Annotated in this window: 20 protein-coding genes; 7 read left to right on the forward strand and 13 right to left on the reverse strand. The window is 50.6% G+C overall.

Translation table 11 applies throughout. The annotated features are described in order from the left end of the window. Position 1 precedes the first annotated feature (1 nt). The 10 genes from MRBLPE1_RS05410 to MRBLPE1_RS05455 form a co-directional block, all read right to left on the reverse strand. Positions 2-1,747: a sensor histidine kinase gene (locus tag MRBLPE1_RS05410; RefSeq protein ID WP_364142505.1), complete on the reverse strand. Its 1,746-nt coding sequence runs from the start codon at positions 1,745-1,747 to the stop codon at positions 2-4. A 60-nt stretch (positions 1,748-1,807) separates the two neighbouring features. Next, a complete protein-coding gene (locus tag MRBLPE1_RS05415) occupies positions 1,808-2,698 on the reverse strand; it encodes a carbohydrate ABC transporter permease (RefSeq protein ID WP_364144517.1) in 891 nt (296 codons plus the stop codon). Positions 2,699-2,745: 47 nt separating this feature from the next. Then, entirely contained in the window at positions 2,746-3,648 is a 903-nt protein-coding gene (locus MRBLPE1_RS05420; protein WP_364142508.1) for an ABC transporter permease, read from the reverse strand. A gap of 73 nt (positions 3,649-3,721) precedes the next feature. After that, complete coding sequence (locus tag MRBLPE1_RS05425) at positions 3,722-5,329, reverse strand: extracellular solute-binding protein (protein WP_414698855.1); 1,608 nt, start codon at positions 5,327-5,329, stop codon at positions 3,722-3,724. 403 nt (positions 5,330-5,732) lie between these two features. Beyond that, positions 5,733-5,990, reverse strand: a complete 258-nt coding sequence (locus tag MRBLPE1_RS05430) for a hypothetical protein (protein ID WP_364142514.1) — start codon at positions 5,988-5,990, stop codon at positions 5,733-5,735. Beyond that, positions 5,977-7,965, reverse strand: a complete 1,989-nt coding sequence (locus tag MRBLPE1_RS05435; protein ID WP_364142516.1) for a YjhG/YagF family D-xylonate dehydratase — start codon at positions 7,963-7,965, stop codon at positions 5,977-5,979. Before MRBLPE1_RS05435 ends, MRBLPE1_RS05430 begins: the two co-directional genes overlap by 14 nt. A 19-nt stretch (positions 7,966-7,984) precedes the next feature. Continuing rightward, positions 7,985-9,439 carry an alpha-ketoglutaric semialdehyde dehydrogenase GucD gene (gene gucD, locus MRBLPE1_RS05440; protein ID WP_364144519.1) on the reverse strand — a complete coding sequence of 485 codons (1,455 nt, stop codon included), beginning with the start codon at positions 9,437-9,439 and terminating at the stop codon, positions 7,985-7,987. A gap of 40 nt (positions 9,440-9,479) precedes the next feature. Beyond that, the gene (locus MRBLPE1_RS05445) at positions 9,480-10,385 is read right to left on the reverse strand and encodes a fumarylacetoacetate hydrolase family protein (protein ID WP_364142519.1); all 906 of its coding nucleotides are present in this window, start codon (positions 10,383-10,385) and stop codon (positions 9,480-9,482) included. 99 nt (positions 10,386-10,484) lie between these two features. Next, positions 10,485-11,243 (reverse strand): IclR family transcriptional regulator, encoded by a 759-nt coding sequence (locus MRBLPE1_RS05450; protein ID WP_364142522.1) that lies wholly within the window; start codon positions 11,241-11,243, stop codon positions 10,485-10,487. Between the two features lie 281 nt (positions 11,244-11,524). Further along, complete coding sequence (locus MRBLPE1_RS05455; protein WP_364142524.1) at positions 11,525-12,316, reverse strand: alpha/beta hydrolase; 792 nt, start codon at positions 12,314-12,316, stop codon at positions 11,525-11,527. Positions 12,317-12,654: 338 nt separating this feature from the next. Here MRBLPE1_RS05455 and MRBLPE1_RS05460 point away from each other — a divergent pair, with 338 nt between their 5' ends. Further along, positions 12,655-12,990, forward strand: coding sequence for a hypothetical protein (locus tag MRBLPE1_RS05460; RefSeq protein WP_364142527.1), 336 nt, complete (start codon positions 12,655-12,657; stop codon positions 12,988-12,990). A gap of 15 nt (positions 12,991-13,005) precedes the next feature. After that, positions 13,006-13,674, forward strand: coding sequence for a cellulase family glycosylhydrolase (locus MRBLPE1_RS05465; RefSeq protein WP_364142529.1), 669 nt, complete (start codon positions 13,006-13,008; stop codon positions 13,672-13,674). A 292-nt stretch (positions 13,675-13,966) separates the two neighbouring features. Here MRBLPE1_RS05465 and MRBLPE1_RS05470 read toward each other — a convergent pair whose 3' ends face one another. Then, a complete protein-coding gene (locus MRBLPE1_RS05470) occupies positions 13,967-14,101 on the reverse strand; it encodes a hypothetical protein (protein ID WP_364142532.1) in 135 nt (44 codons plus the stop codon). 478 nt (positions 14,102-14,579) lie between these two features. Between MRBLPE1_RS05470 and MRBLPE1_RS05475 the strand changes: the two genes are divergently transcribed. From MRBLPE1_RS05475 to MRBLPE1_RS05495, 5 genes are all read left to right on the forward strand, one after another. After that, complete coding sequence (locus tag MRBLPE1_RS05475) at positions 14,580-16,145, forward strand: response regulator transcription factor (RefSeq protein ID WP_364142535.1); 1,566 nt, start codon at positions 14,580-14,582, stop codon at positions 16,143-16,145. 14 nt (positions 16,146-16,159) lie between these two features. Beyond that, complete coding sequence (locus MRBLPE1_RS05480) at positions 16,160-17,905, forward strand: sensor histidine kinase (protein WP_364142538.1); 1,746 nt, start codon at positions 16,160-16,162, stop codon at positions 17,903-17,905. Positions 17,906-18,029: 124 nt separating this feature from the next. Continuing rightward, positions 18,030-19,712 (forward strand): ABC transporter substrate-binding protein, encoded by a 1,683-nt coding sequence (locus MRBLPE1_RS05485; protein WP_364142541.1) that lies wholly within the window; start codon positions 18,030-18,032, stop codon positions 19,710-19,712. 130 nt (positions 19,713-19,842) lie between these two features. Next, on the forward strand, positions 19,843-20,781 hold the full coding sequence (locus MRBLPE1_RS05490; RefSeq protein WP_364144521.1) for an ABC transporter permease: 939 nt from the start codon (positions 19,843-19,845) through the stop codon (positions 20,779-20,781). A 52-nt stretch (positions 20,782-20,833) separates the two neighbouring features. After that, positions 20,834-21,721 carry a carbohydrate ABC transporter permease gene (locus MRBLPE1_RS05495; protein ID WP_364144524.1) on the forward strand — a complete coding sequence of 296 codons (888 nt, stop codon included), beginning with the start codon at positions 20,834-20,836 and terminating at the stop codon, positions 21,719-21,721. Between the two features lie 664 nt (positions 21,722-22,385). Here the strand turns inward: MRBLPE1_RS05495 and MRBLPE1_RS05500 are convergent. Both MRBLPE1_RS05500 and MRBLPE1_RS05505 read right to left on the reverse strand, forming a co-directional pair. Continuing rightward, positions 22,386-22,778 carry a hypothetical protein gene (locus MRBLPE1_RS05500; protein ID WP_364142543.1) on the reverse strand — a complete coding sequence of 131 codons (393 nt, stop codon included), beginning with the start codon at positions 22,776-22,778 and terminating at the stop codon, positions 22,386-22,388. Between the two features lie 10 nt (positions 22,779-22,788). Further along, the gene (locus MRBLPE1_RS05505) at positions 22,789-23,742 is read right to left on the reverse strand and encodes a DMT family transporter (protein WP_364142546.1); all 954 of its coding nucleotides are present in this window, start codon (positions 23,740-23,742) and stop codon (positions 22,789-22,791) included. Between the last annotated feature and the right edge of the window lie 122 nt (positions 23,743-23,864).

Genomic DNA, 23,864 nt, shown 5'->3' on the forward strand with positions numbered 1-23,864 from the left:
GTTAACCCTCCCCCAGCGGTACTCGGATCGTTACCCGGATTCCTCCAAGCTCTCCTCGAGTTATGTACAGCCCGCTCCCCTCGCCGAAAGTGATGACAAGCCGGCGATGAATATTCACCATTCCTGTCGTTTCAGACTTGTCATCCTGATATGCTATTGCAAGGGAAATTCGCTCAAGCTCCTCGTTGCTCAAGCTGTTCCCGTTGTCTTCCACGATAATGCATGCCCAATCTTCGAAGCGTTCAAATTGAACCGAAATGAAGCCATTTCGCGCCATTTTTTCGAGACTATGTTCGAACGCGTTCTCAATAATGGGTTGCACAATAAGCCGAGGAATCAATATCTCCTCAAACGCTGCAGGCAAATCGTCGAACCGGACCTGAATTCGTCGTGAAAACCGCAGCTTTTGAATTTCGGTATACATCTTTGCATGATGAATCTCTTGCTTCAACGTCACCTCATCCGATGCATTACGGGTCACAAACTGGAAGTACTCGCCGAGCTGAACCGAGAACTGTTCGATCCGCTCATTGTCCCCTCTTTTGGCCATCGTGTTTATTATAAAGAAGCTGTTGTACAGAAAGTGCGGATTAATCTGCGATTGAAGCTGCTTCAATTCCGACCGCTGCGCCAAAATTTTCTGTTTGTACACTTGATCGATAAGCGTCCGCAAATTGGCCACCATCTGATTGAAACGAGCATAGATATAACGAAACTCATCGTTTGCATCATGCGCGATGGCCAACTCCAGATCCCCGCTTTCCAGACGGCGGAATCCTTTAACCAGCTTAAGCAGAGGTTTGTGGATAAACTTGTATGTCGATAAGGCATAAACCATAATGATGATGAGCGAGACAAACGCGAAAAGCCAAGCCCAAATATAAAATTTGTCCAGCGGCCTTCTTACGATCAGCTCGGGGATAAACCGGTAAATGGACATGTCAAGATGACTGGAGTAGGCATGGGAAACGAAATAGGAGCGACCTTCAAGCTCAAGCGATTCGGAATTGCCGTCAGCTATCTTCGAGAGTTCATTCTTAAGCTGCTCTTCCACGTCCTTTGTCCGGCCGACTCCTTGTCCGCTTACGAGAACTAATCCGGCATGGCCGGTGATAAGGACGGCAGAGCTATCCGGATACACATTGAATTGCTGCAGCGCTTCCTGGAGTTTCAGATTGTCTAGCCCGATTTCAACGATGAAGAGCGGCTCTCTTTCTATCGTTCCGGCAGGCTTGGCTGCAATAAGGAGAAGATGACCCTCCCAATCCGTCAATTGGGTTTGCTTACCTAACAGCGCGCGCATAGCTTCATAACGCTTTTCGTCAAAATCTTTTACGCCGTAAATGGCCGAAATGGTTTTGCCGATCGCCCGAATATGAACGTTGACATCCAAGATGTAGTCACTGCTGTTCTGCATTGTAATGGCACGTCCTAGTACCGAATTGATGCTTTCCATCCGTTCAATGTCGCCCATCGATTCCCAAATGATAGCAAGATTGTTCAGATCGGCGTCTTCCACAAAGCTGTACTGAAGGAGCTTCATTCGCTCAATTTCATTCTCCAGATCGTTCAGATAGAACGAGATTTGGGAGACGGCCGTCTTCGAGATGTCTTCGCTCGCGGTTCGGATGCCCCAGTGATAAATATAAATGCCGAGCAGCGCGACAGGCACCATGATCAGCAGAAAGGTGACGATCAACCGGATGAAGATCGTATTTCGTAATGAGAATTCGGGACGTCTAACCAAAACAGTTTCCCCCAGATCTTTTCCTCTAGTATAAACCACCCTTCCCCGGTACCTGCTGCGCTATCCTTTTACGCTTCCAAGCACGATCCCCTTGACAAAGTATTTTTGCAAGAAAGGGTAAGCGGCGATAATCGGGAGTGATCCGAGAAAAATTTGTGACGCTTTTAACGTTCTGTCCGAAATAAGAGCCAGATTCATCAAATCTTCGCGCGACATCGAACCAAAATTCATCTGGATGACAATCGTTTGAATGTAGCTCTGCAGCGGATAACGAATAGGGTCCCCCATCAATATGAGACCGTCGAACCAGCTGTTCCAGTGCTCCACCATCGAGAACAGCGCAAGCGTGGCAATCGCCGGCTTGGAAATCGGTACATAGATTCGCCATAAAGTCGTCCATTGTCCCGCTCCGTCGATAATAGCGGACTCCTCCAGCTCTTTGGGCACCTCACGGAAAAAATTAAGCAACAGCACGATGCTGAACACCGGAACCGCACCGGGTAGAACCAGAGCCCAGATGGAATCCAGCAGACCCAGTTGTTTAATCGTAACGTACCACGGGATAAGGCCGCCGTTGAACAGCATGGTCACGAAGAAAATCCAGGCATACACGAGCCGGTAACGGAAATGCTGCGTCTCTTTGGATAACGGATAGGCAACCAGAATCGTAAGCAAAAGATTCAGCGGGGTACCAATGGCGATTCGCTCCAGAGAGATCAGCATAGATCGCCAGAAGCCTTCCCTTCCTGCCGTAAATTCATAGGAAGCCAAAGTGAAATCCACCGGCCAAAGCTTCACATAACCTGCTGATGCTGCGGCGTTGGAACTGAACGATAAGGCGATAATATGAAGAAGCGGGAGCACGCACAGGAGAGCAACCGCTATCAGAAATACAGCGTTCACGACAGCGAACCAGTCGAAGCGCTTGCCGGTTTTCGGTGAACGGTACATGATGGATGAATCCGATTTGGCAGAGTTACCTGACATGGTGGAACCTCCTAAAAAATTCTGTATTTGGCGAACCGGTAAGCAAGGAAATACGAGCCCGATATCAGGATGAGAGATACGATTGATTTGAAAAATCCGACAGCAGTAGCCACGCCGTATTGCGCATCGAGAAGTCCGATCCGGTACACAAACGTATCCAGTATATCGCCGCTCTCATATACTTGAGGGCTGTACAAGTTGAACACCTGATCAAATCCCGCATTCAATAACTGACCGAGACTAAGCACCGACAACAGCACGATGACCATTCGCATGCCGGGCAGCGTAATATACCATGCTTTCTTCCAGCGATTCGCGCCGTCGATCGTCGCAGCCTCATACAAGCCCGGATCGATGCCGGTAATAGCCGCCAAATATACAATAGTTCCGTAACCGAAGCTTTTCCAAATATCTGAGACGATCAGAGTAGCCGGAAACCACTTGTTGTCCCCCAAAAAAAAGATGGGCTCGATGGAAAAAGACTTCAGCAATGCGTTAACAATGCCGCCCGAGGGGGACAACAGATCGATCAGAATACCGCCAAGCACAACCCATGACAAAAAATAAGGTAGATAAATCGTCGTTTGGATCGACCTCTTAATCTTCTCATTCTTCAGCTCATTTAACAGAATTGCGAAGATGATCGGTACAAACAGACCGAGCACTAGCTTAAAGCTGGAAATGTAAAGCGTGTTCCAAAGCACCTGTCCAAAGCTCGGCAGCTCCAAAACATAGCTGAAGTTCTCCCACCCCACCCATTTCTGCTCACCGAAAAGCCCTCTGGCGGGAATGAATTTTTGGAAAGCGATCGTGATCCCAGCCATTGGAATATATGAAAAAATCACGATTAACAGCAAACCCGGTAAAATCATCAAGTGAAAAGGTAGCTCTCTCCTCGTCCTTGCGCTCTTCATTGTATTTCCCTCCGATGCATGGGCAAACATGTAGGGGAGCGCCGCCATGAATGCGCACTCCCCCTGTTAGCCTCTACTTATTGGATGCGTACCAATCATTGACTTCCTGCGTGATTTGATCGCCGCCAAGCTTCTTCCAATCTGCGACGAACTTGTCGAACTCCTCGATCGGTTGGCCAAGGATAATTTTTATGAACACCTCGTTTTGCATTTTCTCCAGCGTCGTTTTACGCTCGACCATTGTTGCCGTAGGCGCGCCTACAAATTTGTCAAGGAGGAACAACTTGTTCTTGTCGTACTGATCGGTAATTCCCATCGAGCCTTCCGGACCGTAAATACGTTCCCAGCCCCATACGGCAAAGCCTTCGGTAGCGCCGGAATTGTAAAGATCGATCTTCTCCTGAATCGTCTTGGCTTCGCCCTTAAGCGTCGACATATCGCCGGCTTTGCGGGCCGCGTCGATCTGACGGAACGCCTCGAGATTTTTCTTGGGCGGAGCCGGGGTTACCGGTGACAATTGCCATACGCTTTCAGCTTCCTTCGGCGCATAATACTTATCAAATTCAGCCGTTTCACCCCAGTTTTTCTCCACGTGCATATTGAAGAGCTTGATTATCGCTTCCGGATTTTCGGCGCCTTTTCTGACCGCGAAAAATTTCGTGGTACTGAACTTCAGCGGCACCTTCGGCGTTTCACTCGTCTCCGATACGATCGGGAACGCCCGCCATTTCGCGTTTTTGTCGTTATCCTTGCTCAGCTGGAGCGGCCAGATGGAGTTCCATTGCTCGCCATACTCCATCCCGATTTTCCCCGCCGAAATCTGCTCGGCCACCTTGCCGCCGTCCTTCGTTCCGAACTCCTTGTCGAGCTGTCCCTGCTTCACCATGTCCTGCAGTACTTGCAGAGCTTTTTTCACCTCAGGCTGAATGCTGCCAAACTCAAGCTGTCCGGATTCGTTCTCAACCCAAATATTCGGATATGCTTTAAAGCCGGCCATAAAACCTTCGAGGCCCATAGCTCCTCCCCAGAGACCTTTGGTCATGCCGAGACCGTACGTGTCCTTCTTTCCGTTGCCATCCGGATCGTTCTCGGTGAATGCTTTTGAAATCGCCAGTACATCATCCATCGTCTTCGGAGGCTGGAGCCCGAGCTTCTCCAGCCAATCCGTGCGTACCCAGATAAACATGGAACGTTCGATCGACGGATCCACCTGCGGAATGGCCATCAGCGTGCCGTCGTAAGTCGCAGCGTCAAAAGGGCTAGTCCCTTCCTGCGATAAAATATCCTTCAGCAGCGGAGATGCATATTTCTCATATAATTGTGTCATGTCCTCGATCTGATCCGAATCCGTAAGCTGCTTCAGCTGGATCGCATTGACCGGAATAATGTCGGGCAGATCCCCGGATGCGAGCGTAACGTTCATCTTCTGCAAATATTGATCCGAGGTGTCCGAGCCTTTGACGACCCATTTGTATTTGATTTTGATGCCGAGCTGCTCCTCGTAGATGCGGGACCATCTGTTGTCTTCCAGCGTTTCGTCCTTCAACACGCCAAGCACGTTGTTCTCGACGACATCGCTCAGGCTTCGGACGGTCGTCACTTCAATAGGGGGATCAAACTTTCCAAGCGGCTCCGCGGCCGTCTCGTTTCCAACAGCCGATCCATCGCCGGTGTCAGTCATATTTTGCTCTGCCGACCCATTGTTGTTCCCTCCGGTATTGGCGCTGCATGCCGAAGTCAGCATGACCGCCGCTAGCAGCAGCGTCATTCCTTTGGTATAGGAGTTTTTTCGTTTATTTTGTTTCATTTCCGAATCCCCCATTTCAATATTTGTGATATGCCGTTTATAATGGCTACGCTTTCATTATAATGTTCCACAATTGCGCCTAACAATTTTCATCTTTTTACTTTGTTAACCCGCGTTTACTAATTGCAAGCGCTTACCAAAAATACTGCCATTTCGAATATTCGTCATTATACGAAGTTCCTTCGCCACGGCAAATACCCGACCTTTTAGAAAGGGTCGGGCTCCGTCCGTTGTCGCTTGCATACCGATCATAGGGAATCACAAATCTTTAATGCGGTTATTCTTCCATCTCACGGTAAACAAAATAATCGAAATCCGCATGCTTTCGGGCACCGCTTAAATCCTGGACGCACACGCCGACGAACGCTCCGGTGAAGCCTTGGTCGAGCAAAAATTCGCCGCGCTTCGCCTCCGCATTCTCGTCGGACATCCGCCCGGCCTCCAGTTCGGGCCCGATCGCCGTCCATTGGTGCCCGTCAGCCGAATAGTGAAATTGGGCCGTTTCGTATTCGTTTTTCGGACTATTTGCCGGCACCTTCCGCCGCTAGCGCGCGCATGCCCGCTTCAAGAGTCCGGATGATACGATTCGTGTCGTAGACGCAGCCCTGCCAGGTTCCGCCGCTGGCTGATTGCAGCGCGGCCCACAGACGGGTATCGTCCGGGAGCCCGGGGTCCTCCGACAATCCGGGATGAGGCGCTCTCGCAGCGAGAACAGCCGAGCCGGCTTCCGGCGTTTCGGGCTGCGGGCCGCAGCCAACCATATGGATCGAGCCCTCCAGCTTGCGAGTGTCGATACGGATGTCCACCCAATCGCCGTCTCGAAGCAGTCCGACGGGACCCCCGGCTAGCGCCTCCGGCCCAATATGGCCGATGCAAGCGCCGGTCGACACGCCGGAGAATCGGGCATCGGTCAGAAGCGATACCTGCCGGCCGAAGGTCAAATGCTTCAGCGCGGACGTCAGTTGGTACGTCTCCTCCATCCCGGTGCCCGACGGGCCGCGTCCGATCAACGCCAGAATGTCGCCTGCTGCGATGCCGCCGGTCTTAATCGCACGGATCGCGTCGCGTTCGGTCGTGAACACTTTGACCCGGCCTACATGTCGGAATACACCTTCCGCATCCAGAACCGAAGGTTCAATCGCCGTCGACTTGATCACCGATCCTTCCGGCGCGATATTGCCGGCAGGGAACGTGACGGTTGGTGTCAGGCCTGCAATCCGCGCCCGGTCCGGGCTGTAGATGACCGTGTCCGGGTCGATGCCTTCCCGCTCAGCGAGATAAGCGCGCATGCGCCGACGCCTCTCGGAAGTCTCCCACCAGTTCAGCGTCTCGTCAAGCGTGACGCCTGCCGCAGTGAGCACGCTTACATCCAGAACGCCGAGGCGTCGAAGATGCAGCATGACCTCAGGCACGCCGCCGGCCAGAAACACGCGAACTGTCGGATGCGGTACGGGTCCGTTCGGCAGCACGCTGACGAGCCGCGGAACGCTCCGGTTAACCTCCGCCCAGTCCCCGGCGTTCGGCACCGCGAGTCCCGCCGCATGCGCGATCGCTGGGATGTGCAGCAATAGGTTGGTGGAGCCGCCGAAGGCCGCATGAACCGCCATTGCGTTTCGGATGGACGCGTCCGTCAGCAGGTCGCCAAGTGTCAGGCCACGGCTTGCCAGCGCCATGGCTGCCCGGGCGGATTGGCGCGCCATCGCCGTCCAGACCGGCTGGCCAGACGGGGCCAGCGCGGCATGCGGCACGGTCAAACCCAATGCCTCCGCCACCACCTGCGCGGTTCCCGCCGTGCCGAGGAACTGACAGCCGCCGCCCGGCGTCGCGCAGGCTCGGCAGCCGAGATCCGCAGCCTCTTCCAGCGAAAGCTCGCCGTTCGCGTAACGGGCGCCGATCGTCTGGATTTTCCCGGCGTCCTCTCCATTCGTCGGCGGCAGCGTAACGCCGCCCGGCACGATAACGCCGGGAAGCTTCTTCATGCCGGCAAGCGCCAGCATCATGGCCGGCAGCCCCTTGTCGCACGTTGCGACGCCTATAACGGCAGCTCTCGTAGGCAGTGAGCGGATTAGCCGCCGCATTACCATAGCCGCGTCATTGCGATACGGCAGCGAATCGAACATCCCTGTCGTGCCCTGCGAGCGGCCGTCGCACGGATCGCTGACATGGGCGGCGAACGGGATACCTCCCGCCCCGGCGATCTCTTCAGCAGCCGCCTTCATCAACAGGCCGATCTCCCAATGTCCGGTATGAAAGCCGAGCGCGACCGGCGTGCCGTCCTCGCCACGGATACCGCCAAGCGTGCCCAGAATGAGCACCTCCCTGCCCTGCAATCGGTCCGCCCGCCAACCCATGCCGACATTCTGGCTCCAACCGAATAGGTCGCCGCTCGGTGCGTTAAGCAGCAGCTCCGGTGTAAGTGGCAGCTTGCCGGATGGTCCCGGCGCATGCGTGGCCACCTCGAAATAATGCTCGTCTTCCCGGCCCATCACAGCTTTTAACAGATCCTCCATCGTGCGTTTCCCCTCCCGGTTAAGGCTTCACGAACACCGTTTTCACCGACGTATAAAACTCGATCGCCGCCTGTCCCTGCTCGCGCGAATGAGAGCTGGAGCCTTTCATGCCGCCAAACGGAGCCTGCAGTTCTACGCCTGCCGTTTCGGCGTTGACGCGGACGAGCCCTGCATCCGTTTCTTGAACGAACTTCAGAGCATTACCGATGTTGCGGGTATACAGCGAAGCACTGAGGCCGTATTCCGAATCGTTCGCGAACTCAATCGCCTCATCCAGGTCGCGCGCCTCGATCAGCGCCAGCACCGGACCGAAAATTTCCTCCCGCGCAATGGACATCCTCGGGGTCACCCGGTCGAATACGGCAGGTGTCACAAAAAAGCCGTCCGCGAGCGCCGAATCAGCCGGCCGATCGCCGCCGATGAGCAGCTCCGCGCCCTCCTCCTTGCCTTTGCGAATGTAGTGAAGCACTGTATCATACTGCTTCCGGTTGGCGCATGGGCCAAGCCACGTATCCGCGTTCAGGCCGTCGCCGACCCGGAGCGTCTTCACCTTCTCGAGCAATTTCGTCCGGAAAGCATCATAAACGTCGCGCACGACGATTACCCTGCTCGTTGCCGTACATTTCTGGCCGGTGGAGCGCAGCCCTCCGCTGATCGTCGCATCAACCGCAAGATCAAGATCGGCGTCGGCGGCGATGATGATCGGATTTTTTCCGCCCATTTCCAGCTGATACTTGGCCCCGCGGGCCAGTGCGAGCTGGCCGACACGCTTGCCGACGGCGCCCGAGCCCGTGAACGTGACACCATGAATGTCCGGGTGCTCGGCGATCCCTTGCCCGATGACGGCGCCGTCGCCGATGACCATGTTCACCACGCCTGCCGGAAAGCCGGCTTCATGGAAGCAAGCCATAACCAGCGAAGCGGTAACAGCCGTCTCGGCTGCCGGCTTCCAAACGACGGTATTGCCGTAGATCAGGGCAGGCGCCATTTTCCAAACTGGAATCGCTACAGGAAAATTCCATGGCGTAATAATGCCGACAACGCCGAGCGGCGAACGTGTTGTGAACATTAATGCTTCCGCGTCCGTCGCCGGAATGACCTCGCCGACTGGGCGCATTCCCTCGCCTGCGTAATAGCGCAAAATAGCCGCGCCGCGCGCCGTCTCGCCCTTCGCCTCGCCGAGCGTCTTGCCCATCTCGAGGGTCATCGCCCGCCCGATTTCTTCCATTCGGCTTTCCAGCAGATCCGCAGCCTTGAACAGCAATGCGCCGCGCTGGGCGCCGGTCAGCTTGCGCCAGGCGTGCCGGGCCGCTTCGGCGGATGCTACCGCAACGCCTAGATCCTCGCGGTCAGAGTCGGGCGCTTGCCCGACGATTTCGCTGCTGCGGGCCGGATTATATCCGGGCTTGCGCCTGCCGGAGACCGGCGTTTTCCATTCCCCGCCGATATAGTTGTCGATTATCGCAATTTCCATGTTCGCCGAATGTTCGCTAATTGCCATTGCTTTATCCCCCTTAGGCGTGAATAGGAGCCGTTTCCAGCTCATGAGTGCAGAGTACCGTGTTCACCAATGTCCCGATGCCTTCGATTTCAATCTCGATCCGATCGCCGGATGCCAGCGTGAACTGGTTCGGCGGAACAAGACAGGTGCCAGTCAGCAGTACCGTACCGTCGAACAGGTCGTTATCCCGCTTCAGGAAGCCGGCCAGATCCTCCAGTCTGCGCTTCAGTTGCCCGGTACCGGCCGATTCTTCAACGACCAGGGCTTCATCCCGGTAAATGCGGCAGGCAATCGAAAGCGCGTACGGGTCAGCCACCGTTTCCGCCAGCCGGACGAACGGTCCGATTGAGCATGATCGCTTCCAAATTTTCGCCTGCGGCAGGTAAAGAGGATTTTCGCCTTCGATGTCGCGGCAGCTCATATCATTGCCGGCCGTGTAACCGACGATTGCGCCGGTGCTGTCCAGAACAAGCCCCAGCTCCGCCTCCGGAACCTGCCACGAGGAATCGCTGCGCAGGCATACCGCTTCGCCGGGACCAACGGTACGGGCAGCGGTCGATTTCATAAACAGCTCCGGGCGCTCGGCATCGTATACTTTGTCGTAAAACGTGTCCGCGTCAAGCCGCCCTTCCGTCGCCTCGTAATTTCTTGCCTCGCGGCTGCGCTGATAGGTCACGCCGGCCGCCCATACCTCCGGCGCGTCCAGTGGAGTCGTCAGGTCCAGCGTCTCCGCCGGGACTCCGAGCGGCGAGAGGCTTCCGAGCAGCGTCTCAATATAGGCCGCAGTTGTCTGTCCGGCTGCACGAGCCTCTGCGACAAGCGCCATCAGGTCCTGCGCGTCCAGCCGGTAAGCTGCTCCTTCTTCCGTCCTCACTCCTAAATAGATTCTTGAAGCTTCCCGATAACGAAAAATACGCATAATGACATGGCCTCCCGTTTTCTTTGTTTTATAATATAAAACCAAGTTCTGATATAATGACAAACGAAGACCCGGCCAGGATCTTTGCGCCTCCAAGCATTATCTTGGGCGGTGGCCGAGTCCCCGGGAAATCTGTTCTGACGTTTCCTGCAAATACAGGACGAACTGCGCCAATTCCTCATCGCCGACCGTAGACGTCATAGTTGAAATGCTGACCGCCGCCGCAACGTGACCGCCGTGGTCGAATACCGGCGCCGCGGCGCAGCGGACGCCCGGCTCATTCTCTTCTCGGTCATAGGCGATTCCTGTAAGCCGCACGGAGCTTAGCTCCTTCTGGAAAGCCGGCTCATTCGATATCGTATGAGGCGTATGAATAGAATAATCGTATCCCTCCAGCATCCGCGAAAGCTCGGCCTCCGGCAGGAACGCCGCCAGCATTTTACCGACTGCACTGCTGTGCAGCGGAACGCGCCTGCCGATCCGGGAATACCGGATCGCAGCTTTGCTCCCCTCGACCTTATCGATATAGACGCCTTCCGCTCCGTCCCGGATGACCAGATGAACGGTCTGTCCCGTCTTCACGGACAGCGCTTCCATCGGCCCTCTTGCAATCTCCCGGATATCAAAGCCCTGCAATAGCAGCTGCCCCTTCTCCAGCAGACGCATGCCGAGCCGATAGAGACCGTTCTCGTCCTGTTCAATGTAGCGATGAAGCTGAAGCGTCTTGAGCAGGGAATGCACGGTACTCTTATGCAGTCCGACCCTGGCGCTGATCTCGGTAATTTTCAGCTCGCGGTTCTGCTCGTCGAAAAGATCAAGAATAGTAAGCGCCCGGTCGAGCGATTGTATGATCGGCATGGAATATACCTCCTCCTTTCGTTCTATAATATAAAACAATGTTCTTATATATTGTACCAAACTATCGACAAAGTCGTCTAGCTGCTTATCTCCTTAGAAGCCCACGCAAGTGCAAGTATTGGAACGCGATTTTGCACCTAATCGCTATGGCGGCAATAGACTGGCGGATATTGACGGTGCGAACCGGCTAAGGAGATGCTCAGATAGTCGAGAATCCAAAGTTCCATGATACCATGGTTTTTTTCAGCGTTGTACCTATAAGGAATCAGTCGCTAGACAAGTTATCTAAAAATGAGCTGAGAAAAATGGTATAAATCGTTCTTCCAAACCGGCCAATCATGACCGCCGCTCTCCTCGTACCAAATGTGTGGCACATTGTTCCGTTTCAAATAAGTATGCGTCCGATCGCTGACATGCTTAAGATTATCCAAAAGCCCGCATGACAACCAGAGCAGTCTGAGCCTAGACGATGCTTCTTCCGGTTCCGGGACAAGCAGCTCGGGCTCCTTCGTGTTAGGCGCGGAAGAAAAACCCCCAATCCAAGCAAATCGATCGAGATTGCCTAAACCGATGTTGAGCGATTGACCTCCTCCCATCGATAAACCGGCAATAGCACGGTTCTCTCGCCCCATTAGAACTGAATAGTTCGATTCTATATAAGGTATAAGATCATGAAGCAAATCGGATTCGAAATCTTCGAACGCCTTTAATTTGTTTGCTTCAAATAGGTCCCCCTCCGCCCGGTCGTTCAGCATTGCACGACCGTTAGGCAAGACCACGATCATAGGCGCAAGCTTGCGGTCTGCATACATATTATCAAGAATCACTTGCGGACCCGCATGATTGTACCATTCTGCTTCGTCCCCGCCGATACCGTGCAATAAATAGAGAACGTTATACCTTTGATCTTCGGAATAACCGGGAGGGATGTAAATCATCGCTTTGCGCTTGCTTCCCACTGTCATTGAGAAATACTCAACCGTTGTTATTTTTCCGCGGGCAATGTTTTCCCTGTACTGGTCATACCCTGGCTGAGCGGCATGTCTTATAGATTCATCTTGATCCGGATTCATCATATTCCCTTCCCCTTTCTGATTGCACTTGTTTCATATCCAAAAATTATAAACTTTGCAAACTGCACTAACAACCTGTCAATTGATACTTCTCGCTCGTACGTCAAAGTTAGAGTTATAAGGGTCATAGAACCATTATTTGACAGGTTACGACCTTAACCCCCGAATAGTACACTCGTTTTTGTAAACGCATACATATTGCTCCTAGTAAATAACTACAACGCTTTTTCTTTCTCTTCCTTATAGGCTTTAGGCGCTCCATCTACCATCCGTTTCGCCCTATCCGAGTACTACCATGAATTTACATATATCAAACAAAAAAAAGGAGATGAGTATTAATGATCAAAAAGAAAGTCAGATTGGCAGTTAAGCTTCTGTTGCTTATGGCGCTAATAATGTCACCGTTGCTATTGAGCAGCAATAAGGCAGAGGCGTGGGACGGCATGCCGATGTCCAAGCTTCATGTAAGCGGCAACCAATTGGTGAACAGCAGCGGGCAACCGGTGTTGTTAAGCGGATGGCATCAGCCTTCGGGCTCCTATTGGACGTACCAGAGCAGCAACTACTACCTGAATCAGAATGGCGGGAATCGGCATGCGGCCATCTTGGCGTATTTAAAGGATATCACCGACACTTTTACGAGCACTACAGCCAAATACGGCAACAACCATTGATGGTATATGAATCAAGTGCGTCTATTCATTGATCGGGAAGACATGGGCGATGTTGCGGCGGGCACGTACAATTTTGCAGGCTTGCAGGCCGTTACACAGAACGTCATCATTCCTTATATCAACTATGCCAAGACCAAGGGCCTGTATGTCACCCTCGGCCTCGATTTCACTTTAAGCAACAACGAAGCAACAACGCCGGCCAATCTCGCCAAGTTTAATCAGATTTGGAGTTACCTCGCTGATCAGCCGGGAATCAAGAGTGCGGACAATGTTATGTTCGAGCTCATTAACGAGCCAGTACTATCTGATGTCAATGGTGTTTGGGGCGGTCATCCTTCCCAATCCAATTTCGTTGCTTACTGGAACTCGCTCAAAAATTTCCAAAACTCCATGATCTCCACAATTCGCGGCAAAGGCGCGGATAACGTCATATGGGCATCGGGACTTGGTTGGGATCAATACTATCAGCTGTGCGCAGCGTATCCGCTGACGGATCCATTGAACAATATCGGTTATTCGGTGCATTGGTATCCGGGCTACGGCGCCCATGATGATTACACTACTTTGCAACAGCAGTGGGACACCAATATTAAGCCTTGCGCAGATAATTATCCAATCAATATTTCAGAGACAACCTGGTTCAAGACCCAACCGGGAGACTCCTCACTAGGACACCTTCTTTAGATTCCTTCAATATAGCCTCCTTTAAGCTCCAAAATCCGATCTTTTTATACACTCCCGTCGCACACGTGTCAATATCTTATATAGCATTTTATCTAACGGTAATCCGGGGCCTTATTGACTGATACATTAGCAATAATTTGAGTTCAAACAACCAATCGGAGCATAACTTCCCACCCTATCGGCTTCTGCAATTTGAACTAACCGTCGTGTGATGTGACCTCCAACTGAGCCTGCGCGTAACCATTTCTCCGGCAAGCCGACAACGACTCCTCCTTCTCCCCGGACCACGGCTTTATACCAAGGCTTCGTTCGCAGTCACATCCTCCTCCGTGTAATTCAGCAAAGCCCCTGTAGAGATCCGGTTTCCATCGAAGTCGTAGATCGTCAATTCCCTAATGGTTTGGGTCGGTCCTATGGATGCTACCATAATCTCGCTAAGCTACTTGTTATTCGCAATCTGATCGATCGAATAAAGATGCAGCATCCTTCGTCCGTCCCGATCGGCAGAGCCTCCGGTAGCTGCTTGTAATTCACGATTGGTATTCCATTCCCTTCCGCTATGCAATTCCCTTCAATTATAATGATATTGATTATATAAATTAACTTCTAACTCAATTTTGCTTATAATTAACTGCCGGCTATTTAAGGAGCTGACGGACATGTGGCCGCTGGAATATATTAATCTGCTCCGGGTTAACAGCGCCGCACTCATGATCCAATCCGGCTCATGCAGCATGCTGGAAGCGGCGTTGAAAACGGCTTTCAGCATCTAAGCTACTTCTCAAAGCAATTCATGAAATACAAGGGGATGTCGCCTTCGGCTTTCAAACGCCTGCAAGGGAGAGCTTCATTCCCAAACTGACCTAAATAAATGTATTAGCAGATTTCACGAAGGAGGAAAAACCATGTATAAGGTGCTTATCGTGGATGACGAAATTTTTGTCCGCAAAGGGTTGATCAGTCTAATGGATTGGTCGTCACAACAATTTGAAATCTGTGGCGAAGCGGAAAACGGGGAGCAAGCACTGGAGCTTATTGAACAACTGACCCCGGATCTAGTCATTGTGGATATACGCATGCCCGTGCTAGACGGTCTGGAGCTGATCCAAAAGGTGAAAGCGGAGGGCGACCATCAACCGCTGTTTATCATCTTAAGCGGGTACCCCGACTTCTCTTATGCTCAGCAAGCCTTCCGTTTCAATGTGTCGGATTATATCCTGAAGCCGGTTGATGAACAGGAGCTAACATCTACCTTAAAAAAAATAGCCAATACGCTGAATCAAAAACAGCTCTTATCGATAACGAGAGAAAAGCCTCTTGTCGAAACCGTCATCGAAAGCTTGCTGCAGACCGAGCCCAGCGAGCAAGTGATGGCACGGATTGCCCATGCGCTGGAGCTCCCACTCTCCTCTTCCTATACGTATATCATTGCAGAAATACAGGATAGGCTGCCTCAAGGGGTAATCGACTATTTGCCCGCACTGCAAACGTCGCTCCAGCAATATTTTCATCATGAGGGACAACCTCTGCTCATTCATGTACGCGCGTACAATCAATATGGCTTTATTGTGCCGCAGTTGTGGCTGGACGAGCAAAGCGAGGCAGAGCGGACGAACTACGGTAAGCTGCTTGATAGGCTGGAGACGGAGCTTGCAACGACAATAGCTTTGTTTATAGGCCATACGGCAAGCCATTTAAAACAGATCGCTCATTCCGGAACCAGTGCCGCGGAATGCTTGAATTATCGTTTTGCCGCCGGCTTTAACGGCATCTTTATGGCATCGGACCTGCTGGAGCTGCCCTTATATTATTTTGATGTGGATGAAGACCTGCACAGCAAGCTCATTTATGAGATTGAAGCGGATCGAAAGGAAGGTTATAACTCCGCTATTGATGCCATTTTTATTGCCTTTCAGGAGCGGCATTTCGCTTCAGGTGCAGTTACGAATACGATAAGGCGAATTATGATTGCTATCATCAATATCATCCGGCAGCTGGAAGGAAACGAAAAAGATCTGCAATGGTTGGACGAGTTGCTCAATTGGCAGATGAAATACCGCAATTTGAAGCAGCTAAGGCATGTTTTTTTGCAATTTATAGAAGAAGCGGCTAAATATATCGCGGAAAAGCGAGGCGAAAAGAACGAGGGCAGTATTGAAAAAGTAAAAAAATATATCGACAGCCACTACAAAGAAAACATCTATCTGAAAGGGATTGCTGCCGAATTTCATATGAATCCGGTCTACCTCGGACAGCTGTTTCGCAAAAATTACGGCGTTTATTTCAATGAGTATGTGCTTTCGCTTCGCATCGAGGAGGCAAAGCGGCTGCTGCGGCAAACGAAAAAACGCATGTACGAAATCGCGGATCTCGTAGGCTTTCAAAATGCCGATTATTTTGCTGCCCAGTTTGAAAAGCTGGAGAACATGACGCCAACGGATTATCGCAATAAGATGATCGGTAAAAAATAAGGAGGCTCCCCCTCGTGCTCAACTTTCGTTTTCATCATTTGAAGCTCCGAAACAAGCTGGTCTTCATCTATATTGTATGCGTATTCGTACCGATCGTACTAACTAACGTGATGTTCTATCATGTGACAACCATTAACATAAAAAATCAGAAAACGGCAGATGCGGAACAAGCAATAAATCAATTGAAAGCCGAATTAGGGGCAGTCATTGAAGATGCGGCAGGCATTTCCTATCTGTATTCTATTAACAAGCAGCTCAACAATCATTTGAACATCGTTCATGCGTCTCATGATCGCTATGTGGAGTCGCTGAATGACATTTCGAATCTGTTCAACCGAGCCGATAAGGAGTACAAAACGATCAGCTCCGTTGTCATTATGAGTGACAATCCGACGATACTGGCCTCGAGCCATATCATCCGGCTCGAGGACGAGATGCGGAACGCGGATTGGTACCATCAAATTAAAAATCTCAATAATACGTATCCCTATTTGTACGTGACGCCCGATAGTATCAGCGTTATTCAAAAGCTATCCGATCGCCGGACCGAGACGTATGAGCATGTGATGAAAATAGACTTGAATATGGATTATATTAATCAAATTCTTGATTTATCCAGCTTTAAGGGGGATTTTTACTTTCTGGATCCGTCTTCCCAAGCCCGTTACGGCAGACTGTCCAGCGGTCAACCAAGTGTTCAGGCCTCATCAGGGCAGACACTAAGCCTCAATGAGATTCCCAGGCCCAATAAAGCAATCGTAATCAGCAAGCAATATCATAATAATCGCTATTTGGGAGACTGGACGGTATACGGCGTGTTGGATGAAGAGAAAATTTTGTACGATGTCAGGCAATCGGGGCAATTTATCCTATGGTTTGCAGGCATTAATTTTCTTGTGCCTACGATCGTCATCGTGCTTGTTTCCCGCTCGATCCATACACGCATTCAAAAAATTCTGAAACACATGAAGTCTGTAAAAGGCAAAAACTTTGAACGTATTCCTTATCATCGGGAACGGGATGAGGTAGGCGAGCTTGCGGTGGAGTTCAACCGAATGAGCGAACGGATCGAAAACTTGATTAATGATGTGTATGAAACGGAGCTACAGAAGAAAGAGCTGGAGCTTAGCCAAAGACAAGCCCAACTACATGCGCTGCACAGTCAGATCAATCCTCACTTTTTATTTAATGCGCTGGAGACGATCCGAATGCGAAGCCAGATGAAGGGTGAGATACAAACGGCCAAGACGATTCAGAACATGGCCAAAATCTTTCGTAAATCGATTCTTTGGAAACGTAGCTTCGTTACGATTCGCGAGGAGCTAGAGTTAATGGAGAGCTTCCTTGAAATTCAGAAGTACCGTTTTGACAGTAAACTGGAGTATCACATCGAAGTGGATCAATCCCTTCTGGATATTGAAATTCCGAAGATGACCTTTTTGCCGTTTGTGGAAAATGCAAGCATCCACGGCATCGAGAATGTGCCGGGCATTGGCTATATTACGATTCAGATTGCGCAAGAACATGGTCAGATTGTCTTCCTCATTGCGGACAACGGGGTCGGCATGGATCAGGAGAAAATACGGGAGCTTCATCATTACCTCCACGAGGAGGCTATCATGGGCGATTCCATCGGAATGAAAAATGTCATTACTCGCCTGAAAATATGTTATGGTGAATCGTTCAGCTTCACGATTGACAGTGCTCCGGGAGGCGGATCACGGATCATGCTTCGTCTACCAATGGACAAAAAAGATTAATTCAGCATAAGAAAACCTTAATTATACAAAGACCGATCTAAGGTTTGCTATATAACAATAGCATGCGTTTTCTTCTATACTGAAAGTGCTTACAAATACTTTGATAGAGAAAGGGGATTCAACAATGCGCAAGAAAAAATGGCTGCAGTACAGCCTGGCCGTTCTAACGGCTGCGACAATTCTCCTTGCTGGCTGCTCAAATAATAATTCAGCAGGAAGCAGCACGGATGCAGGCGGAACGAACGGAGAGGTCAGCACAGACCCGGTAAGATACGATTACTTCGCCTTCGGTACGAATAAAGACGTCATTGCCAGCAACACAACCATCGGCAAGATTCTCCAAGATCAGACAGGTGTCGATTGGAAGATGGAGTACGTCGTAGGGGATGCAAGCACGAAGTCTGGTGTCATGATTGCCGGCGGCGACTATCCCGATGTCATCTCTCCGGTAGGCGAGCTTTCTAAGCTCTTGGATGCAGGCGCGTTTATCCCACTCAATGATCTAATTGAGAAGTACGGCCCTAACATCAAGCGTGTCTACGGCGACTATATGGACAAGATTACGCATGAGGACGGCAACATCTACATCCTTCCTTTCACTGCCAATGTAAACGGCTATTTGATGGAGCCGGACGCGTCCAGTACGTTTTGGATGCAGCGCCGCGTGCTGAAGGAATTCGGGTATCCGGAAGTGAAAACGCTTGATCAATATTTTGATCTGATCGAGCAGTATCAAGCCAAATACCCTTCTGTAGACGGAAAAGGCACGATTGGCTTCCTTACGTTCGCCGGCACCCCTGGTGAGTTTTTCACCATAACCAATCAGCCGATGCATCTTGCCGGATATCCGAACGACGGCAACGTCCTGGTTGACATGGAAACCCATGAAGCCAAGCTTTATATGGGCACCGAATATGAAAAACGCTGGCTTGCCTCATTAAACGAGATGAACCGGAAAAGCTTGCTTGATCCGGAGACCTTTACCGCTAACAAAGACCAATACCTGGCTAAGCTTACTTCCGGCCGCGTGCTGGGATATGCCAACTATTCCTGGCAGATTGGAGATGCGACCAACAATCTGAAAGCGGCGGGCAATGACGACCTTCGTTATGTGGCGCTTCCCATTGTCTTTGACGAAAGCATCACAGATGCCTATATAGATCCTCCCTCCTTCGTCAACAACCGCGGGCTAGGAATTACCGTGAGCGCTGAGGATCCGGTACGCATCATTAAATATTGGGATAACATGTTGACAGAAGAAAATCAGAAGCTCATTCAATGGGGTGAGAAAGATGTCACCTATTCGGTAAATGAAGAAGGCCGTTTTGTCATGAGTGAGGAGCAATTAGCCAACCGCAACGACAATGAATTCAAACGTACGTACGGCTGGGCGTATTTCGATTATGAGTGGCCGCGTTACGGCAACAACTCGGTGTACGAGGACGGCAACGCTCACGTGCCCACCAGTCAGCCGGAAGTAGCTGCGGTCAATTACACAGAGGGTGATCTAGCCTTGCTAAAAGCCTACGGTCTGAAGACTTTCTCCGGTTTCTATTCCGAACCGGTTGAGCGCCCATGGTACCCTGCCTGGAGCATCGAGAAAGAACAAGGCTCTCCCGAACAGATCTTCAATCAGAAAGCAGGAGATCTCCAGCAGAAATACTATCCAAAAATGGTGTTTGCTTCCGAAGCCGCCTTCGAATCCACTTGGAATGAGTATATTGCAGAATTCAACAAGCTGGGTGCTGCCGGTTTCGAGAAATTCATATCCACTAAGGTGAAGGAGCGTGTCGCAGGAAATTGGTAGGCGGCAGCTTCTGAATCATAATAATGAACCGGGAAAGGTGAAGTCACTTCACTTTTCCCTTCTACACTTGTTAGAGAGATACAGTTTTAGCCGGAAGGGAGACGGATCGGTGGAGAAACATGCAGTACAGATGGCAAGATCAGCTTCTGAAGATTCGCGCCTGAAAACCTTAATTAAAACATTGTCTAAACAGAAAATGCTAATGCTGATGTCGTTGCCATTTCTCATCTGGGTCATCATATTTAAGTATCTTCCGCTCTGGGGATGGACGATTGCTTTTCAAAAATTCAGATTGGCAAGGGATCTATTCGACCAGGCCTGGATCGGATTGGATAACTTCAGGTCTTTGTTCCAGGAACAACAGTTTTATCTCGTCCTGCGCAATACGCTCGTTATGAGCTCTATCAATCTGGTGCTGGGGTTTGTAACGGCCATCGTGCTGGCACTGCTGCTGAATGAACTGCGTAAGGTCTACTTTAAGCGGACGGTGCAGACGATCAGCTACTTGCCGCATTTTATTTCGTGGGTTGTAGCTGCAAATATCGTGCAAACAGCGCTGGCGCCCGAAGGTATAGTCAATGTGTTGCTGCTCCGAATGCAGCTCATCGATCATCCTATTCTGTGGTTGGGGATAGGCGAATATTTCTGGGGGATCCTCGGAGTAACGGAAGTATGGAAGAATGTCGGCTGGAACACCATCATTTACTTGGCCGCCATTACGACGATTGACCCTACTCAGTATGAAGCAGCAGAGATGGATGGCGCTTCACGTCTTCAACGGATGTGGCATGTTACGCTTCCAGGCATGAAGCCAGTCATCATCATTTTGCTGATTATGAATCTGGGTCATATTCTGGAGTCCGGGTTCGAAGCGCAATACTTGCTTGGCAACGGCATTAATGTTGAATTCTCGGAAAATCTGGATATATTCGTCTTGAAATACGGCATGCAAATGAATAACTTTGGCTTGGCGACCGCAGCCGGAATGTTTAAAACCGTGGTCAGCTTCATCTTCCTCATCGCCGCCAACAACCTCGCCAAACGGATGGGCGAAAGCAGATTGTACTAAATGAAAGGAGGCTAAGGCTGTGGAACAAGCCAAATCAGCTCGAAATTCTTCAATGGGCGATAAAATTTTCGATGTGTGTAACATCATTTTTATGATTATCCTAATCATTTTGACCCTGTACCCCTTCTTGAATATGTTTGCCTTGTCGTTTAACGATGCGAATGATTCGATTCGAGGCAGCATTTATATTTGGCCACGCGAATGGACTCTGAGAAATTTTGAATATGTGTTTAACGAGTCCAATGTGTTTTATGCGACCTTTATCTCCGCGGCACGGACGATCATCGGGACGATCATCTCCGTGTTTTGTACGGCGATGCTGGCTTATACGATCAGCCGTCCTGAATATGCATTGAAAAAGTTTGTAGCTATTACCTTCATTTTTACGATGTATTTCAGCGGTGGCTTGATTCCGAGCTACCTGCTGACCAAAGAGCTTGGATTGTTGAACAGCTTCTGGGTATACATTATCCCGGGCATTATCGGCGTGTTCAATATGATTGTTATCCGTTCCTTTATTGAAGGTTTGCCGGAGGGTATCATGGAATCGGCTAAAATCGATGGCGCCGGAGACTTTACCACATTTATGCGTATTGTGCTTCCGCTTACCGTTCCTGCTCTAGCTACGGTGTCTTTGTTCGTAGCGGTATCCCAGTGGAACTCCTGGTTTGACGTATTCTTATACAACTCTTCACGGCCTAATCTAAGTACCTTGCAGTACGAACTGATGAAGGTGTTGTCCACATCAAGCGCTACGACAAGTTCAGGCGGCTCGGCGGCTGATGCCTTTGCTAATGCGCAGGGAAATGTAACGACGGTTACGCCAACATCGGTTCGCGCAACGATGACGATCGTAGCCAGTGTGCCGATTATTATGGTCTATCCGTTTCTACAGAAGTATTTTGTCAAAGGGATGGTCGTTGGCGGGGTAAAAGGCTAAAGCAAAACGGCTATTCAAAGAGGCTCAATCTTTCGAGATTGGGCCTTTTTATATAGCCAGCGAGCACTAGTATCGCACGACGCCTTTTTTCAGGATCACATGGGCGAACAGCGACTTTTCGCCTGTAGCGTAAGATGCAGTCTGACTTGCTGGCTTATCCTGTATATGCAAAAATAGATGATTCCCTTTACAAGTAATGCCGTAAATATGGTCTAACGGCTCGAGTGGCCTGCGTTCTATAGATGGCTTCGCCGTTCTTCTTCATGAAAGCTCTATAGTGCTGACGTGCCACGGTTTTTAGATGATTTTGCCTTGTAATGAGAAGGTTTTTTACCTAAGTTTTTTTTGAACTTCATATGGAAATAGTTAACGTTAGAGATTCCTACACGGGCGGCAACCTCGTGAACCTTGAGACCACACTCAAGCAAGACCTAGGCTTTGCGGATTCGAACTTTATCCAAATAAATACGGAATGGGTCGCCTGTGACGCTTCTAAACAATTGGCCCAAATAAGCACTGTTATAATGAAACTTCTCTCCAAGAGTTTTCAACTTCAAATTCTCAGAGTAATGACATTCCACAAAGTCCAAAACTTGCGCAATAACCGTATCATCCCTGCATTGCGATCCTGACCGATTAAGAATAAGCATCAGTCTATCTTCGATCATCCTCTGCAACGTCTGGAAATTGGCTGCTTGAAAATGTCAGAAGTCAAAGACTCAGGGTCTTGTATATCGAAATATGTTATAGTATTCATTTTCAAAAGTCTGGTGAGCATGAGCGAAATCCACTGTGAAGTGGCGGCTTTAATTGCCCGCTCAGTTCCATAGTATTGTGCGATCGAAAGCAGACCTTCCTCAAGCACGCGACGAAGTAAGGATCGACTTCCGAAATCGATAGCGTAATACAATTTTTCAGATAGAATGCCGATATCAGGCGCCTCCTGCGGCAGAATATTAGCGCTGCGGTCGATAATTCTCGTTTCACGTAAAACTACTCCTACTGTTGAGTCATGGATGAATACAACACCCTCTTCACGATCTTCAAAATGTCTCATTAGTTTCAGCTTAATGGCTTCGAGTAGAACCCTGCGCCTCGGCTGCCTTCGGTTTTCCGAGTCTCTGCCTGTCCCTCTGCAACAAATACATGGCGAATAGGACACCGATTCCTCCAAGCACCTGATACACCGTCAGCGATTCATGCAGCAAGAAATACCCCGAGGCGGCCGCCGTGATCGGAAGCGTATACCCGTAAACAGATGCTTTGAACGGGCCCAGACGTGCTAGGCTCCAATTGTGCAGCGTAAAGCCGACCATGGTAGCCAGAATGGCCGTATATGCGAGGCTGATCCAACCGTGAGACGAAATGCCGGCGAAATAGGCGGCGTCCGCCTTCCACAGTACATACGGTAGCAGCGAAATGGCGCCGGCCGTCATCTCCCAGGAAATCAGCAGCATAAGCGGATAGCGCGACGTCAATCTGCTCATCAGTATAAGATAGAAGGCGCCAAAGAGGCTTCGCAGCAGCAGCAGGCCGTCCCCGCGAAGCGTATCCAGCCCGAAATGCAAGCCCTGCTCGCCACCCGCCACAATCACGATAACACTTACGAAAGCAAAGGGAAGGCCGATCAGAATCCGGTACGACAACCGGATTTCCTTGAGGGCAAGCGAGATGATGACAGTCAGCACGGGCATGAAGCCGCGGCCCAATACGGAACCGTTAGCCGCGTTCGAATACTGCAGCGCGTAGGACAGCAGCACCTCCATCCCGATCGCGGACAGGATGCCGAGGAACAAAATGCGGCCCAGATCGCGGCTTTCCATGCGGAGGCTGATGCCCTTTTGGCGGAAATGGAAATAGGTAACAAGCCAAAGCAGCGGGGCTATTAAAGCATAGCGAAGCCCGTTGAACATGACGGGATCCCATTCGTGGCCGCCAATTTTCATCGAGCTGATATTGATGCCCCATAACAGGTATACAACCAAGAAACCGAAATGCGGGAGAAGGAGCTTTTGGGACATTATCGAAAAATCCGCCTTTCCATAGCCATAGTTATCCCCCACTATACGCCTCCTTCGCCTTTTGATCAAAAAGCGCATTATGGAGCTTTCACAAGAAAAACCCGGAAAAACATCGGCTGACG

This window comes from Paenibacillus sp. LPE1-1-1.1, from assembly GCF_040676435.1.
Taxonomy (GTDB): Bacteria; Bacillota; Bacilli; order Paenibacillales; family Paenibacillaceae; genus Pristimantibacillus.